The following is a 16,298-nucleotide window of genomic DNA, read 5'->3' as shown; positions in this document are numbered from 1 at the left end:
CGGGTGAGTCAGTCGTGCGGGACGACGGCGACGGGGGCGGTGGCATGGTGCAGTACGGCGTGGGTGACGGGCCCGATGTGCCCGCCCAGCGGCGAGCGGCGGACGCGGCGGCCCACGACGACCAGGGAGGCCTCGCGGGAGGCATCCACCAGGTGGTTGGCCGCCCTTCCGGACAGGGAGTCCTCGACGACTTCGACGGCCGGGAACTTCTGGCGCCAGGGGCGCAGCACGTCGGCCACGGCGGCGGCTTCCTCCGCGGCGATGCGGGCGTTCATTTCGAGGTCGGGGGGCATGCCGTACGCGATGTAGGGCGGCTCGTTCCAGCCGTGCACGACACGCAGGGAGGTTCCGCGCAGGAGAGCCGCCTCGAAGGCGAAGCCGATCAAGGCGTCGTCCGGGTTCGTGGCGTCGAGTCCCAGCACGACGGGCCGGAAGGGGGCCGAGGCGGAGGGGATGCCGGCCGGGTCCATCGTGTGCTCGTCGGCCGCCTGTTCTCCGGCCCGTACGAGAACGACGGGACACTCGGCATGTGCCACCACGGCCAGGCCGACGGAGCCCACCATGAAACCGCCCACTCCGCTCATTCCTCGGGAGCCGAGAACCAGCAGCTCGGCATCCTTGGCGGCGCCGGGCAGCACCTCTGCGGGCCGTCCGGAATGTTGCTCCATGACTACTTCGACCTCTGGGTGGCGTATCCGGATTCCGGTGGCCGCTTCGCGGGGAATCCCTTCACTCCAGTGCTGCTGCGTCTCGGCTCCGAGGAGCGGGGCCTGAGCCATGGGCTCCGGTACCGGCTCCCAGACGTGGACGACCTTCAGCGGCAGTCCGCGGAGTTTCGCCTCACGGGCCGCCCATTCGGCAGCGGCCCGGCCCTCGGGCGAGCCGTCGAGCCCTACGGTGACGGTGCGGGGCATGGTCTTCACCTCCTGAATCGAGCGATCCGATTCAAGCGTCGTATAGCGGGGGGTTCGTGATGCAGGGGCCGCAGGTCCCCGGAAGGGACCGATCGGCCCAATGGAGCCGCCGCCGGCGGACGGGAAGGCGGGCCCCCTGTGCGAGGCCGGCCCTCCTCTCCGGCGGTCAGCGCAGCCAGCCGTGGTTCCGGACGAAGGGCAGCTTGGCCCAGAGCTTGCCGACGCCCAGGGTGTCGCCTGCCGCGACCAGCGCCAGGGCGATGAGGACGACGGCGTAGATGAGGTGGTAGTCCACGAACGGGTTGGTGGACATGCTGGCCGAGCCGTCGGAGAGGTGCTTGGCGGGCGGCCACTCGGCGATCCACATCAGCGCCATCAACGCCGTGCCCGCGACAGCGGCCAGACGCAGGGCGATCCCGCCGATCAGAGCGAGCCCGATACCGAGCAGGCCGGCCATGAACAGCCAGTCGGCCCAGGTGTCGCCCGCCCAGGAGTGGAAGGTGGACTCCATCGGACCTGCGGCCACGCCACCGAGGAAGCCCTCGGTGGGCGAGGAACCGTCGGCCCAGCCCTTGCCCGACGGAGTGGCATAGCCGAAGCCGAAGGTCTTGTCGAGGAACGCCCACAGGAAGACGAACCCCGTCAGAAGCCGGAGCGAGGCGAAGGAGTAGGTCCGCAGAGTGTGCGTGTCGGTGCTCGCCGACACGGCGGACTCAGAGGTGGACGCGGTCCGGCTCCTGCGGAACGACGGCAGGTGGAACCCCGGGCTCCGGTGAGGGTGCTCGTGCACGGCCATGGTGGTGATCCCTTCGGGAATCGGAGAGTGCCGGACCGGTGCCCGACAACGACCACTCTGCTGGCGCGGGACCGTCCCTGCCGGGTGCCGAAGGGCCGTGACCGTGGGGCTGAACGGCCCTATCTGCAAGGCCTGTTGGGCTTGCCGTTACTTCTGCCTCGGCTCGTGAGGGCCTCCGCTTCGGTGCCACTCGACGTAGGCGGCCACGGCCGTGGGCAGTGTCGGGAAGATCCGGTCGGCGCCGATGGTCCGGGTCAGCCCGAAGGCGTCCAGGTCGTCGAGCAGGTCCTGCTTGACGCGGGCGAGCGCGAAGACGATGTGGCGCCGCTCGAATTCCTGGCGCAGGGCCTCGACCGCGTCGAGCGCGGTGATGTCCACCTCGACGATGGCCTCGGTGTTGAGGACGAACCACTCGACGGGACCTTCGTGGTGGTCGACCGCCGCCAGGGCCCGCCGTTTGAAGTCCTCGGCGTTGGCGAAGAACAGGGGCGAGTCGTAGCGGTAGACGAGCAGGCCGGGGACCGTGCGGGCCTGCGGATAGTCGTCCACGTCGTGCATGCCGGCCAGGCCCGGCACCAGGCCCTCGACCGCGTCGTGCGGGCGGGCCACCCGGGTGAGCAGCTCCGCGACCGAGAGCCCGACCGCCACCAGCACGCCGTACAGGATGTCCAGGGCGAGCACTCCGGCCATGCAGCCCAGGGCCAGCAGCAGCTCCCGGCGCCGGAAGGCGGCCAGTCGCCGGAACCCGGCCAGATCCATCATGCGGACGGCGGCGTAGACGACCAGGGCTCCCAGAACGGTCACCGGGGTGTGCGCGAGGAGCGGACTCAGGAACAGCAGTACGGCGAGGACCGCGGCGCAGGCGACGAGCGAGTACACCTGGGTGCGGCCCCCGGCCGAGCGGGCGAGGGCGGTGCGACTGGCGCTGCTGCTCACGGGAAGGCCGTGCAGTACGCCCGCACCCAGATTCGCGGCCCCCAGGGCCAACAGCTCCTGGTTGGGGTCGAGTTCATCGCCCCGTACCGCGAAGGCGCGCGCCGTGAGAATGACGTCGGTGTAGCCGACGAGGAGCACCCCGAGCGCCGGCAGCACCAGTTGCGGCAGGTCACCCGATGCCGGCAGGCCAGGTCTTGGCAGCCCGGACGGTACCGCGCCGATGACGGCGATGCCGTGGTCCTCCAGTCCGAAGGCCGCGACGACCGCGGTGCCGAGCACCACGGCCAGCAGCGGGCCCGGGGCATTGGGGAAGAACCGCGGAACCGCGAAGAGGAATGCGATGACCGCCACGGAGAAGATCACTGTGGCGAGCTGGGCTTCCCCCAGATTCCTTACGAAGGAGAGCAGTTGAGGAAAGAACTCTGATCCCGAGGTGCTGACACCGGTCAGTTTGGGCAGCTGGTCGACGATCATGATGAGCGCCACGCCGGTCATGTAGCCGACCAGGATCGGCCGCGACAGGAGATCGGCGAGGAAGCCCAGCCGCGCCGCCCACGCGACCAGGCACATCAATCCGACCACGACAGCGAGGCTGGCGGCGAGCACGGCGTACTTGTCCGGATTGCCCGCGGCGAGCGGCCCCACCACGGTGGCCGTCATCAGTGCGGTGGTGGACTCGGGCCCGACGGACAGCAATCGCGACGAGCCCAGCGCCGTGTACAGCAGCAGGGCGGGGATGATCGCCCACAGCCCGGCGACCGGCGGCAGTCCCGCGAGGCCCGCGTAGGCCATCACCTGCGGAACGAGATACGCCGCGACGGTCACTCCGGCCAGCAGGTCACCGCGCAGCCACGAGCGCCGGTAGCCGGCCAGTACGGCGAGACCGGGAGCCAGCCGCCGCACGAGACCGCGTCGGCGTTCCCCGGCCGCCTCCTCCGGGCGCTCGGACATGGGGCTCCCTTCGTCACCCCCTTCAGCATCGCCCCGCGGTCGGTCCGCCGCGAGGGCCCGGTCGGCCCGGGTCCCATGACGGCCTTGCCCGCCCCGGACACCGCGCGGATCGCGGATCATGGAAGCCGCAGGGGAAATCAGCAGAGCGACAGCTGAGACGACAGCCACCGAGTCTCCGGAGCAGTCATGCAGAGTCAGCAGAATCCCGGCTCCTCGCCGGAGCCGGGCCCGCCCGGAGAAGCCGTGCGCTTCTCCGTACTCGACCGCTCGCGCACCCGCGAGGGGCACGAGGCACCCGAGGCGCTGCGCGACACCGTGCGGCTGGCTCAGGACCTGGAGAAGCTCGGCTACCACCGGATCTGGGTCTCGGAACACCATGGAGTGCCCGGCGTCGCCGGCTCCGCGCCCACCGTGCTGGCCGCCGCGGTCGCCGCCGCCACGCGGACGATCCGGGTCGGCACCGGAGGTGTGATGCTGCCGAACCACCAACCGCTCGTCGTGGCCGAGCAGTTCGGTGTGCTGGAGTCGCTGTTCCCGGGGCGGATCGACATGGGTCTGGGCCGTTCCGTCGGCTTCACGGACGGCGTGCGCAAGGCGCTCGGCCGGGACAAGGACGTCGCCGAGGACTTCGCGGCACAGCTCGCCGAACTCCTCGGGTGGTTCCGGGGGACTTCCCCGACCCGCGTCCACGCGCGCCCCGCGGAGGGCCTGACCGTGCCGCCCTTCGTACTCGCGATGGGCGAGGGCGCCACGATCGCGGCGCGGGCGGGCCTGCCGATGGTCATCGGGGACCTCAGGAACCGGGAGAAGATGCGGCGGGGCATCGACCACTACCGCGCGGCCTTCCGCCCGTCCGTCTGGGCGCGGGAGCCGTACGTCGTCATCTCCGGCACGATCGCGGTCGCCGACAGCCCGGAGGCGGCGCGCCGTCTGCTGCTCCCGGAGGCCTGGTCGATGGCGTACTCCCGCACGCACGGCGCCTTCCCGCCGCTGCCGCCCGCCGAGCGCGTCGAGGCGCTCACGATGACCGCCAAGGAGCGCGGCTTCTACGAGTCCGGGCTCACCGGCCATATCGCGGGCACCGAGGAGCAGGTCGCCCACGAGCTGGAGACGGTGATAAAAGAGACCGGCGCCCAGGAGGTGCTGGTCACCACCAGTTCGTACGACCGGGACGCCCTTCTGGACTCCTACCGGAGACTCGCCCGGGTGGCTGGGCTGACCGGGCTCTCGGGGTCCAGGCCTGACCCGGAGTCGTAGCGCTCCCGCGCCGCTTCCGGATCGGCGGCGGCGCCTTCGGGCCACTGTTCCACCGGCTTCCCCGTTCTGTTGGCGCGGAGCCTGGCAACGCCCCGCACACGGTAACGCGCGTGCCCGGGGCGAGAGTTCAGACGGCCAGTTCCTTCAGCGGGGATTCGATGTGCGTCGGGTGAGCGCCCTGGTGGCGTTGTGCCCAGCGGACGGCGAAGGGCGCCGCCAGGCCCGTCAGGGCGAACAGCGCTCCGACGACGTACCATCCTGGGCGGCCCCAGGTGATGCAGAGCGCGATGAGCAGGCCCGGCCCGAGGGCTTCGGCCAGTCCGGCCCCCAGGCCGAAGACACCCAGGTACTGGCCGGTGGCGTGCTCCGGAGCGAGGGCGAAGGACACCTCGAAGCCTCCGGCGGAGTGCCACAGCTCGCCGACCGTGTGGATCACCACCGCCGTCATCAGCAGCGTCGCGGCGGCCCAGGCCGGTACCCCCGCGGACAGCGAGATCAGTGAGCAGGAGACGAGGAAGGCCACGCCCGACCGCCGGTAGGCGGCTCCGCCGGTCAGGGGGGAATCAATGCTGCGGCTGGCCCGTACCTGAAACGCGATGACGATGACGGTGTTGATGAGCATGGTGCCCGAGATGAGCCAGGGCGGGGCGGTCGTCGCCGCGACCAGCCACAGCGGAACGGCCACGGTGAGCACCTTGAACTGGATGGCCATGATGCCGTCGAGGGCGGTGATCAGGAGGTAGGGGCGGTCCCGCAGGGCGATCCACCGAGGGCCGCCGACGGTGGGACCGGGGGTGACCGGCGGGAGGAGGACCAGGACGGCGGCGGAAGCCGCGAAGCCGATCGCGTTGCCGATGACAAGTAGCTGGTAGGCGGTGTGGGTGCCCACCTGGACGGCCCAGCCTGCCAGCAGAGCACCGAGGGATATGCCGATGTTGGTCACGGAACGGAGGTAGGCGCGGAATTCCTGCGGCCGGTCTCCTCCGTAGCGCCTGATGATCGGACCGCGTGCGGCCAGTCCGGCCGCCTTCGCCCCGGTGGCCGCGCAGACCGCGAGAACGAACGGCCAGAAGCTGTCCACCAGCACGAAGCCGGCCGTTGCCAGCGCCTGGACCACCAGGGTGGTCGCGTAGACGCCGCGCGCTCCGCGGGTGTCCGCGAGATGGCCGACGGCGATGCCCACAGCCAGTGAGACAAGACCGGCGATGCCGAGTCCGAGGCCCACCTGGCCTGCCGGAAGGTGCACCGACTGGGTGAAGTACAGCACCCCGGCGGTCAGGTAGAGGCCGCTGCCGACGGTGTAGACGAAGTTCGAAGCGGCGATGACGCGTTGCGGTCCGGCGTCCGGGATCAGACGGGGCATGAAGTGGCTCCGCATTCGGGGCAGGCGGTAAGGACCGGTCAAGCTTGTTGCATATTACTGGTAAGAGCAAGGGTCTTGTTCTTACGCATGCGGTGGCCTTGTATCGTGGGGCCCTGCCCCAAGCCGCAGGAGTCCACCCCATGCACAGCCCCCACGACCCGTACGTCCGCGTCCGGGGTGCCCGTGAGCACAACCTCCAGGGCGTGGACGTGGACATCCCGCGTGACGTCCTCGCGGTCTTCACCGGCGTCTCCGGCTCCGGCAAGTCCTCGCTGGCCTTCGGGACCATCTACGCGGAGGCTCAGCGCCGCTACTTCGAGTCGGTCGCCCCGTACGCGCGACGGCTGATCCACCAGGTGGGGGCGCCGAAGGTCGGGGAGATCACGGGGCTGCCGCCCGCGGTGTCCTTGCAGCAGCGGCGGTCGGCACCGACGTCGCGCTCGTCCGTGGGGACGGTCACCAATCTCTCCAACTCGCTGCGCATGCTGTTCTCGCGGGCGGGCGATTATCCGGAGGGCGCCACGCGGCTCGATTCGGACGCGTTCTCACCCAATACGGCGGCCGGGGCCTGCCCCGAGTGCCACGGTCTCGGTCAAGTGCACCGTACGACCGAGGAGTTGCTCGTACCCGATCCGGCGCTGTCGATCCGCGAGGGCGCGATCGCCGCGTGGCCGGGTGCCTGGCAGGGCAAGAACCTGCGGGACATCCTCGACACGCTCGGCCACGACGTGGACCGGCCCTGGCGGGAACTGCCCGCCGAGGAACGGGAGTGGATCCTCTTCACGGACGAGCAGCCGGTCGTCACCGTGCACCCGGTGCGCGACGCGGAGCGGATCCAACGCCCGTACCAGGGTACGTACATGAGCGCCCGGCGCTATGTCATGAAGACCTTCTCCGACACGAAGAGCCCGACGCTCAGGGCCAAGGCTGAGCGGTTTCTCAGCAGCGCCCCCTGTCCGGCGTGCGGCGGCAGCCGGCTGCGTCCCGAGGCGCTGGCGGTGACGTTCGCCGGACGGAACATCGCCGAGCTGGCCGCGCTGCCGTTGGCGGAGCTGGCTCGTGCGCTGCGGGGAACCGGCGAGGCCGCCCGGGTCCTCACCGCCGACCTCAGATCCCGTATCGCGCCCGTCGCCGAGCTCGGCCTCTGCTATCTGAGCCTCGACCGGGCAACCCCCACCCTCTCCGCGGGAGAACTCCAACGGCTGCGTCTGGCAACGCAGTTGCGCTCCGGTCTCTTCGGGGTCGTGTACGTCCTCGACGAGCCGTCCGCGGGACTGCACCCGGCGGACACCGAGGCCCTGCTCACCGTCCTGGAGCGGCTGAAGTCGGCGGGCAACTCGGTGTTCGTCGTGGAGCACCACCTCGATGTCGTACGGGGCGCCGACTGGCTCGTCGACGTCGGTCCGCGCGCCGGCGAGCACGGCGGGCGCGTACTGCACAGCGGCCCGGTCGCGGAGCTGGAGCGCGTGGCGGAGTCCGCGACGGCACGCTTCCTCTTCGACCGCTCCCCCGCTCCGGTACGCGACGTCCGGTCACCCGGCGGCCAGTTGAAGGTCGGGCCGGTCACCCGGCACAACCTGCGCGGGGTCACCGCCGAGTTCCCGCTCGGCGTGTTCACCGCGGTCACCGGCGTCTCCGGCTCCGGCAAGTCCACGCTGATCGGCGAGATCACGGAGGAGCTCTCCGGTGTCGGGCGGCTCGTCTCCGTCGACCAGAAGCCCATCGGCCGTACCCCGCGCTCCAATCTGGCGACCTACACCGGACTCTTCGACGTCGTACGCAAGGTCTTCGCCGCGACTCAGGAGGCGAAGAGGCGTGACTACGGCGTGGGGCGCTTCTCCTTCAACGTCGCGGGCGGACGGTGCGAGACCTGTCAGGGCGAGGGTTTCGTCAGCGTGGAGCTGCTGTTCCTGCCCAGCACCTATACGCCGTGCCCGGACTGCGGTGGGGCGCGCTACCACCCCGAGACGCTCGAAGTGACGTACCGGGAACGGAACATCGCACAGGTCCTGGACCTGACGGTGGAGGCCGCGGCCGACTTCTTCGCGGACACCCCGGCCGTCGCGCGCAGCCTCACCACGCTCCTCGACGTGGGCCTCGGCTATCTGCGACTCGGCCAGCCCGCAACCGAGTTGTCCGGCGGTGAGGCCCAGCGCATCAAGCTGGCCAGCGAGTTGCAGCGGGTGCGGCGCGGCCACACCTTCTATCTCCTCGACGAGCCGACGACGGGACTGCACCCGGCCGATGTCGAAGTGCTGATGCGCCAGTTGCACGGCCTGGTCGACGCGGGCCACACGGTCGTGGTCGTCGAGCACGACATGACGGTGGTCGCGGGCGCCGACTGGGTGATCGACCTGGGCCCCGGCGGCGGCGACGCGGGCGGGCGGATCGTGGCGGCGGGGCCGCCGGCGGAGGTGGCGGGGGCGGCCGGGAGCCGGACGGCGCCCTACCTCGCCCGTGCCCTCGGACAGGGCCGGTAGCCGGCAGGCCCCCGAGCCCATGGGCACGGCCGTCAGGGGTGTGCGTCGGCCGGTGGACAGGCTCGTCGCAAGCCCCCTTGCGCCGCGTCCGCGAGGGCACGTCGGTCGGTGTGGGCGCCGGCCGCGAGCACGGGCCGCAGCTCCACCTCGGCCACCAGCCCCCGCGCCGACGCCACCCGCCACAACGACGCGAGGAGCGAGTCGTCGCCGACGAAGGCGGGCGCGGTGCTGGCCGCTCCCCCGGTGAGCCGGTAGCGGAGGCGCACCGGCTGGACGGGCACGCCGGCGTCGAGCGCGGCCTGGAAGACGGCCCGGCGGAAGTGTCCCTGGGCCCGGCCGCACCACGTGCTGCCCTCGGGGAAGGCGACCACGGCCGCCCCGCCGCGCAGGGCCCGGGCGATCCGGTCCACGGTGGCGGGCAGGGCGCGCAGCCGGTCGCGTTCGATGAACAGGGTGCCGCCGCGGGCCGCCAGCGCGCCCGCCACGGGCCAGCCGCGGACCTCGGTCTTGGCGAGCATCCGCGCCGGGCGGACGGCGGCGAGGAGCGGGATGTCCAGCCACGAGATGTGGTTGGCGACGATCAGCAGTCCACCGGTGGGCCCGGCGGCTCCGGTGATCCGTGTCCGCACACCGGCGGCGCGCACGACGGCGAGGCACCAGCGGCGGATCCACCGGTCGCGCGGCACCGCCCGCATACGTGCCGCGAACGGGGTCAGGAGGACGCCGACGAGGACCACCAGCAGCACCGCGGCGAGCCGCAGAACGGCGCGCGGCACCGCCGCCCAGGAGGTCGTGGACTCCACGCAGCCGTGCGGGGAGCAGGGTGCGGTGGGCAGCCAGGCACTGGTCCGCGGGGCGGGGCCGGGCGCGACGAGCCGCGGCACCGTGGGCACGGGACCGGGAAGCACCGCGACGCCCGGCCCCCCGCCGAGGCGTGGGCGGCGGATGACCGCGAGGCGGGACGCGCTCATCAGGCGGGGACGAGTGAGAGGAAGTGCCGCAGATAGCGCGGGTTGACCCGGCGCATCGACAGCAGCACGTACAGGTCGGCGACCCCGAAGTCCGGGTCGTGCGCGGGTTCGGCGCAGACCCACGCGCCGAGCCGGAGATAGCCGCGCAGGAGCGGGGGCAACTCGGTGCGGGCGGGCGGGGACAAAGGTGTGCGGGCGGGCGGGGACAAAGGCGTGCGGGCGGGCGGCCGGGCTACGCCTTCCGCGCTCCAGGGCAGCAGCGGACGTACCCGGTACTCCTCGGGCGCCAGGTGCTTGTCCTGGACCCGGTCCCAGGTGCCGGCGGCGAGCGCGCCGCCGTCGGCGAGCGGGATGGAGCAGCAGCCGGCGAGCCACTCGTGGCCGCCCTCGACCATGTAGCGGGCTATGCCGGCCCAGATCAGCCCGATGACCGTGCCGTCGCGGTGGTCGGGGTGGACGCAGGAGCGGCCGACCTCGACGAGCCCGGAGCGGATGGCGGCCAGCGGGCCGAGGTCGAACTCGCTCTCCGAGTACAGGCGTCCGGCGATCGCGGCACGCTCGGGCGGCAGCAGCCGGTAGGTGCCGACCACCTGGCCGGTCACCGTGTCGCGGACCAGCAGGTGATCGCAGTACGCGTCGAAGGCGTCGATGTCGTGGCCGGGCTCCGGGGTGGTCAGGAGGGCGCCCATCTCCCCGGCGAAGACGTCGTGGCGCAGCCGCTGGGCGGCACGGACGTCGGCCTCGTCGCGGGCGAGGGTGACGGTGTAGCGGGTCGGGGCGACGGGTTGCGGGGGGCTGTCGAGGGTGGAAACGCCGGTCATGGCACTCTCCTGGTCACGGGCCGGTTTCGGCTCATCGGCGGCAGACCGGATCGGTGCGGTCTGCGCGCTCCTGTTCTTCCGATGCCGGTTGGCGTGCGCGTGACCTGCGCCAGGAGGGCGGATGTGAGGATGTTGAATGCCAGGGGTGCCCGGGAATGCGAGACGGGACCGGGGCTTGAGCACCACACCCGGTCCCGCCCGTCCGCACCATACGGCGAACGACTTGTCGGCTAACGCTTGCCCGCCTTGCGGGTCGCGCGCAGCCACTCCTTGTTCATGCTGGTGATGGAGACCAGCGGGATGCCCTTCGGGCAGGCGGTCGCGCACTCCCCGGTGAGGGTGCAGCCGCCGAAGCCCTCGTCGTCCATCTGCGTCACCATGTCGAGCACGCGGGTCTCGCGCTCGGGCGCGCCCTGCGGCAGGACGTTCAGGTGGTTGACCTTCGCCGAGGTGAACAGCATCGCCGCGCCGTTCGGGCAGGCCGCGACGCAGGCGCCGCAGCCGATGCACTCGGCGTGCTCGAAGGCGAAGTCGGCGTCCGGCTTGGGTACGGGCGTCGCGTGTGCCTCGGGCGCGGCGCCGGTCGGGGCGGTGATGTAGCCGCCGGCCTGGATGATCCGGTCGAAGGCCGACCGGTCCACCACCAGGTCCTTGACGACCGGGAAGGCCGAGGCGCGCCACGGCTCGATGTCGATCGTGTCGCCGTCCTGGAAGGACCGCATGTGCAGCTGGCAGGTGGTGGTGCGCTCGGGTCCGTGTGCGTCACCGTTGATGACGAGCGAGCAGGCGCCGCAGATGCCCTCGCGGCAGTCGTGGTCGAAGGCGACGGGGTCGTCGCCGCTGAGGATGAGCTCCTCGTTGAGGGTGTCGAGCATCTCCAGGAAGGACATGTCGGCCGAGATGTCGTCGACCTCGTACGTGGACATCGCTCCGTCGGCGTCGGCGTTCTTCTGCCGCCAGACGCGCAGGGTGAGCTTCATGCGTAGCTCCGCTGGGTGGGGTGGACGTACTCGAAGACCAGGTCTTCCTTGTGCAGGACGGGCGCGTCGCCGGTGGCGGTGAACTCCCAGGCGGCCGCGTACGAGAACTCCTCGTCCCTGCGGGCGGCCTCGCCGTCCGGGGTCTGCGACTCCTCGCGGAAGTGGCCGCCGCAGGACTCGGAGCGGTGCAGTGCGTCGAGGCACATGAGTTCGGCGAGCTCCAGGTAGTCGACGACGCGGTTGGCCTTCTCCAGCGACTGGTTGAACTCCTCGCCGGTGCCGGGCACCTTGATGCGCCGCCAGAACTCCTCGCGGATCTGCGGGATGCGCTCAAGTGCCTTGCGCAGCCCGGTCTCGGTACGGGCCATGCCGCAGAACTCCCACATGAGTTCGCCGACTTCGCGGTGGAAGGAGTCGGGTGTGCGGTCGCCGTCGACGGCGAGGAGCAGCCGCAGCCGGTCCTCGGTGTCGGCCAGCACCTCCTGTACGGCGGGGTGTTCGTCGGTGACCTGTTCGTGGTGCGGATGGCGGGCGAGGTAGTCGTTGATCGTCGACGGCAGGACGAAGTAGCCGTCGGCGAGCCCCTGCATCAGGGCCGATGCGCCGAGCCGGTTCGCGCCGTGGTCCGAGAAGTTGGCCTCGCCGATCGCGAACAGGCCGGGGATGGTGGTCTGGAGGTCGTAGTCCACCCACAGTCCGCCCATCGTGTAGTGCACGGCGGGGTAGATCCGCATCGGCACGCTGTACGGGTCCTCGGCGGTGATCCGGGCGTACATGTCGAAGAGGTTGCCGTACTTCTCCTCGACCTTCGCCCTGCCCATGCGCTGGATGGCGTCGGCGAAGTCCAGGTAGACGCCCTGGCCGCCGGGGCCGACGCCGCGACCCTCGTCGCAGACGTTCTTCGCGGCCCTCGACGCGATGTCGCGGGGCACGAGGTTGCCGAAGGACGGGTAGATGCGCTCCAGGTAGTAGTCGCGCTCGTCCTCGGGGATCTCGTTGGGCGGGCGGGTGTCGCCCTTGGCCTTCGGCACCCAGATGCGGCCGTCGTTGCGCAGTGACTCGCTCATCAGCGTGAGCTTGGACTGGTGGTCGCCGGTGCGCGGGATGCAGGTGGGGTGGATCTGGGTGAAGCAGGGGTTGGCGAAGTAGGCGCCGCGCCGGTGGGCCCGCCAGATGGCGGTGGCGTTGGAGTTCATGGCGTTCGTCGAGAGGTAGAAGACGTTGCCGTATCCGCCGCTCGCGAGGACCACCGCGTCCGCGTAGTACGTGTCGATCTTCCCGGTGATCAGGTCGCGGGCCACGATCCCGCGCGCCCGTCCGTCGACCACGATCAGGTCGAGCATCTCGGTCCGGGGGTGCATCTCGATATTGCCGGCGGCGATCTGCCGGGACAGCGCCTGGTACGCGCCGAGCAGCAGCTGCTGGCCCGTCTGCCCCCGGGCGTAGAAGGTGCGGGACACCTGGACGCCGCCGAAGGAACGGGTGTCGAGGAGGCCGCCGTACTCGCGGGCGAAGGGCACGCCCTGTGCGACGCACTGGTCGATGATCTCCACCGAGATCTGCGCCAGGCGGTGGACGTTGGACTCGCGCGCCCTGAAGTCACCGCCCTTGACGGTGTCGTAGAACAACCGGTGGATGGAGTCCCCGTCGTTCCGGTAGTTCTTCGCCGCGTTGATGCCGCCCTGGGCGGCGATCGAGTGGGCGCGGCGCGGCGAGTCCTGGTAGCAGAACTGGACGACGTGGTAGCCCTGTTCGGCGAGTGTGGCGCCGGCCGAGCCGCCCGCGAGGCCGGTGCCGACGACGATCACCGTGTGCTTGCGGCGGTTGGCCGGGTTGACCAGCTTGGCCTCGAAGCGCCGGGTGTCCCAGCGCTCCTTGACCGGGCCCTGCGGGGCCTTGCTGTCGACGACCGGCTCACCGGTCGGGTAATCGGCGTATGTGGTCATGTCAGCTCACCACTCCGGTCATGACACCGACGGGTACGGAGATGAAACCCGCCGTGAGCACCAGCGCGAGGACGTTGGCGACGGTTTTGAAGGCGCGGTCGCGGGTGCGGCTGCCGACGCCGAGGGTCTGGGCCGCGCTCCAGAAGCCGTGCCGGATGTGCAGGCCGAGCGCGAGCATCGCGACGATGTAGATGACGTTGCCGTACCAGGTGGAGAAGGTGTCCACCACGTTCTGGTACGGGTGGCCCTCCTGGAAGCCGCCGGAGTGCACGGTGCCGGTCGTCAGGTCGAGGATGTGCCAGACGATGAACAGGCCGAGGATGGTCCCGCCCCAGCGCATGGTGCGCGTCGCGTAGCTGGACCTCGGCTTCTTGTGCACGTACTTGCTGGGGCGCGCCTTGATGTCGCGGCGGCTGAGCTGGTACGCGGAGACGGCGTGCGCGACGACGGCGACGACCAGCACCACGCGGACGAGCCAGAGCGTCCACTCGTAGTGCATGAAGGGCTCGCCGACCGTGCGCAGCCAGTGCGCGTAGTGGTTGAATTCGCCGGCCCCGAAGTAGATCTTCAGGTTCCCGATCATGTGGGCGACCAGGTACAGCACCATGATCAGGCCGCTGACGGCCATCACGGTCTTCTTGCCGACGGAGCTGTCCCACACGGTGCGCGCCATGGACGGCCGTCGGTCCGTCCGCGTTGCCAGAGCCATGTCACGGAACGCTAGGGCCCGAGGGGCCGATCGGTCCAAGACATGGTGCGGCTCGATTCCATAGGCATGCCCTATCGTGGCTGTGTGCAGTTCACGCAGCTCCAATACTTCGTGGCCGTCGCCGAGACCCGGCACTTCACCCGGGCCGCCGATCTGGTCCATGTGGCACAGCCGTCCCTGTCCCAGCAGATCAAGGCGCTGGAGCGGGAGTTGGGGGCGGATCTGTTCCTGCGGGCGCGCGGGAACATCACGCTCACGGACGCGGGCGAGGCGCTGCTGCCACTGGCCCGGCGCATCCTCGCCGACGCGGACACCGCCCGGCACGAGGTGCAGGAGCTGGCCCAGCTGCGCAGCGGCCGGATCCGCCTCGGTGCGACCCCGAGCCTGTGCACCGGTCTGCTCCCGGACGTGCTGCGCGCCTTCCACGACCGCTATCCGGGCATCCGGCTGCTGATCGAGGAGGGCGGTTCGCACGATCTCGTACGGGAACTCGCGCGCGGCGCCCTCGACCTCGCCCTGGTCGTCCTCCCCCTCCCGACGCCGTCCCCCGCGCTGACCACGGTGGAGCTGCTGCGCGAGGACCTGGTGGTGGTGTCGTCGCCGGAGGCCCCCGCGCCCGGCCGCGGCCGGCGCACGGTCCGTGTCGCCGATCTGGAGGGCGAGCGTCTGGTGATGTTCCGGCACGGCTACGACCTGCGCGAACTGACGGTCGCCGCCTGTCGCGCCGAGGGCTTCGAACCCGACTTCGCCGTGGAGGGCGGCGAGATGGACGCCGTCCTCGGCTTCGTCCGGTCGGGGCTGGGCGTGGCCGTCGTGCCGCGCATGGTGGCGACGCGGTCCGGGCGGGGGCTACGGGTGACACCGCTGGCCCGGCCCGGACTGCACCGGACGATCGCGCTGGCCCACCGCAGCGATGTGGCTCCCCCGCGCGCGGCGAGGGAGCTGCAGAGGATGCTGCTGGAGCGTTGAACCGTCAGCTCGGCCCGGAGGGGAACAGGGGCAGGGGGCGGGTCACCAGGTCGGAACGAAGCCGCCGTCGATGATCAGGTCACTGCCGGTGATGTTCCGGGCGCGGTCACCGGCGAGGAAGAGGACCAGTTCGGCGACCTCGGCGGGCTGGGAGAAGCGGCCGGTCACGGTGGACCCGGCCGCCTGCGCGACCACGTCTTCGGGAGCGATACCGGCGGCGGCCGACACGGTGGCGGCCACTCCGCCCCCACCGAGCCACAGCTCCGTCTCCACCGGGCCGGGGCTCACGGTGTTGACCCGGATGCCCCGGGGCCCGACCTCCTTCGACAGCGCCTTGGAGAAGGCGACCAGGGCGGCCTTGCCCGCGCTGTAGTCGATCACCATGGGGTCGGGCAGCGTCGCGTTGACCGAGCCGACGGTCACCACGGAGCCCTGGCCGGCCTCCAGCATCAGCGGCAGGGCGGCCCGGGTGACCCGTACGGCCGTGAGCAGGTTCAGATCGACGGTGCGCGCCCAGTCCTCGTCGGTCACGGTGAGGAAGCCGCCGGTACGAGCCGGGGCCGAGCCCACGTTGTTGACGAGGACGTCGACGCGCCCTCCCGCGGCCTCGACCAGCCGCTCCGCCGCACCGGGTTCGGCGAGATCGACGGGCACCCAGGTGACGGAGCCCTCCTCCACCAGTGCGTCCAGCCCCGCCGACATGGTGCGGGACCCTGCGACGACCGTCGCCCCCGCCCTGGCCAGCGCCTCCACGACGGCCAGTCCGATGCCCTTGCTGGCTCCGGTCACCACGGCGGTCCGACCCTGCAGTTCCGTGCTCATTGTCCTCAACTCCATTGCTACGGCGCCTGATTCGGGGCACCTGGTGGTGTGCGTTCCGGTGGTCCGGCGGCCCGGCCGTTGGCCGGTGGTAGGGGTGGCCCTTGGATCGTCCGACGCCGTCGGCCGCCTTTCCGTGAGGCGCGCGACGTGTCCCGGCCGCAGATGCCCTGGCGGGCCGGCCACCGCAGCGTTACTCGGCCGCCGTCTGCCGGCCGTGGTCGACGACCGGCGAGTGCCCCCGGTCAGGGAACTGCTTGAGGCGGGTGACGGCGGACGAGTCGCCGTAGAGCTTGTTTGCCGAGCGCGTCAGGACGTCCGGCACGGTGTGGCCGGCCTGGCCGGAGATCATCAACAGCGGGCCGCGGTCCGCGTTGCCGAAGCCG

The 16,298-nt window shown here is 71.3% G+C and carries 14 protein-coding genes; 3 read left to right on the top strand and 11 right to left on the bottom strand.

Features of this window, described 5'->3' with window-relative positions:
- Positions 1-8 precede the first annotated feature (8 nt).
- From OG975_RS42915 to OG975_RS42905, 3 genes are all read right to left on the bottom strand, one after another.
- Positions 9-914 carry a universal stress protein gene (locus OG975_RS42915; RefSeq protein WP_406335073.1) on the bottom strand — a complete coding sequence of 302 codons (906 nt, stop codon included), beginning with the start codon at positions 912-914 and terminating at the stop codon, positions 9-11.
- A gap of 166 nt (positions 915-1,080) precedes the next feature.
- Positions 1,081-1,710, bottom strand: coding sequence for a hypothetical protein (locus OG975_RS42910; protein WP_406335072.1), 630 nt, complete (start codon positions 1,708-1,710; stop codon positions 1,081-1,083).
- A gap of 147 nt (positions 1,711-1,857) precedes the next feature.
- Entirely contained in the window at positions 1,858-3,597 is a 1,740-nt protein-coding gene (locus OG975_RS42905; RefSeq protein ID WP_406335071.1) for a SulP family inorganic anion transporter, read from the bottom strand.
- A gap of 186 nt (positions 3,598-3,783) precedes the next feature.
- Between OG975_RS42905 and OG975_RS42900 the strand changes: the two genes are divergently transcribed.
- Entirely contained in the window at positions 3,784-4,854 is a 1,071-nt protein-coding gene (locus tag OG975_RS42900; protein ID WP_406335069.1) for an LLM class flavin-dependent oxidoreductase, read from the top strand.
- A 127-nt stretch (positions 4,855-4,981) separates the two neighbouring features.
- Here the strand turns inward: OG975_RS42900 and OG975_RS42895 are convergent, their stop codons facing one another.
- Entirely contained in the window at positions 4,982-6,217 is a 1,236-nt protein-coding gene (locus OG975_RS42895; RefSeq protein ID WP_406335067.1) for an MFS transporter, read from the bottom strand.
- A gap of 140 nt (positions 6,218-6,357) precedes the next feature.
- Here OG975_RS42895 and OG975_RS42890 point away from each other — a divergent pair, with 140 nt between their 5' ends.
- A complete protein-coding gene (locus tag OG975_RS42890; RefSeq protein ID WP_406335066.1) occupies positions 6,358-8,697 on the top strand; it encodes an ATP-binding cassette domain-containing protein in 2,340 nt (779 codons plus the stop codon).
- A 32-nt stretch (positions 8,698-8,729) separates the two neighbouring features.
- On the opposite strand, the gene OG975_RS42885 is transcribed toward OG975_RS42890, so the two are convergent.
- The 5 genes from OG975_RS42885 to OG975_RS42865 form a co-directional block, all read right to left on the bottom strand.
- Entirely contained in the window at positions 8,730-9,668 is a 939-nt protein-coding gene (locus OG975_RS42885) for a lysophospholipid acyltransferase family protein (RefSeq protein ID WP_406335065.1), read from the bottom strand.
- Complete coding sequence (locus OG975_RS42880) at positions 9,668-10,489, bottom strand: GNAT family N-acetyltransferase (protein WP_406335064.1); 822 nt, start codon at positions 10,487-10,489, stop codon at positions 9,668-9,670. The genes OG975_RS42885 and OG975_RS42880 overlap by 1 nt, the downstream gene beginning before the upstream one ends.
- A 230-nt stretch (positions 10,490-10,719) precedes the next feature.
- On the bottom strand, positions 10,720-11,469 hold the full coding sequence (locus tag OG975_RS42875; protein WP_406335062.1) for a succinate dehydrogenase/fumarate reductase iron-sulfur subunit: 750 nt from the start codon (positions 11,467-11,469) through the stop codon (positions 10,720-10,722).
- On the bottom strand, positions 11,466-13,415 hold the full coding sequence (locus OG975_RS42870; RefSeq protein ID WP_406335060.1) for a fumarate reductase/succinate dehydrogenase flavoprotein subunit: 1,950 nt from the start codon (positions 13,413-13,415) through the stop codon (positions 11,466-11,468). The genes OG975_RS42875 and OG975_RS42870 overlap by 4 nt, the downstream gene beginning before the upstream one ends.
- 1 nt (position 13,416) lies before the next feature.
- Complete coding sequence (locus OG975_RS42865) at positions 13,417-14,088, bottom strand: succinate dehydrogenase (RefSeq protein ID WP_406336711.1); 672 nt, start codon at positions 14,086-14,088, stop codon at positions 13,417-13,419.
- A gap of 120 nt (positions 14,089-14,208) precedes the next feature.
- Here OG975_RS42865 and OG975_RS42860 point away from each other — a divergent pair, with 120 nt between their 5' ends.
- The gene (locus OG975_RS42860) at positions 14,209-15,093 is read left to right on the top strand and encodes a LysR substrate-binding domain-containing protein (RefSeq protein WP_327433859.1); all 885 of its coding nucleotides are present in this window, start codon (positions 14,209-14,211) and stop codon (positions 15,091-15,093) included.
- A gap of 42 nt (positions 15,094-15,135) precedes the next feature.
- Here the strand turns inward: OG975_RS42860 and OG975_RS42855 are convergent, their stop codons facing one another.
- Both OG975_RS42855 and OG975_RS42850 read right to left on the bottom strand, forming a co-directional pair.
- Positions 15,136-15,915, bottom strand: coding sequence for an SDR family NAD(P)-dependent oxidoreductase (locus OG975_RS42855; protein ID WP_406335058.1), 780 nt, complete (start codon positions 15,913-15,915; stop codon positions 15,136-15,138).
- A 190-nt stretch (positions 15,916-16,105) separates the two neighbouring features.
- Positions 16,106-16,264 (bottom strand): hypothetical protein, encoded by a 159-nt coding sequence (locus OG975_RS42850; RefSeq protein ID WP_406335057.1) that lies wholly within the window; start codon positions 16,262-16,264, stop codon positions 16,106-16,108.
- Between the last annotated feature and the right edge of the window lie 34 nt (positions 16,265-16,298).

Origin of the sequence: Streptomyces sp. NBC_00203, from assembly GCF_045206325.1 — a bacterium.
In the GTDB taxonomy this organism is placed as follows: Bacteria; Actinomycetota; Actinomycetes; order Streptomycetales; family Streptomycetaceae; genus Streptomyces; species Streptomyces lutosisoli.
This window is presented reverse-complemented; position numbering and strand designations above follow the sequence as displayed.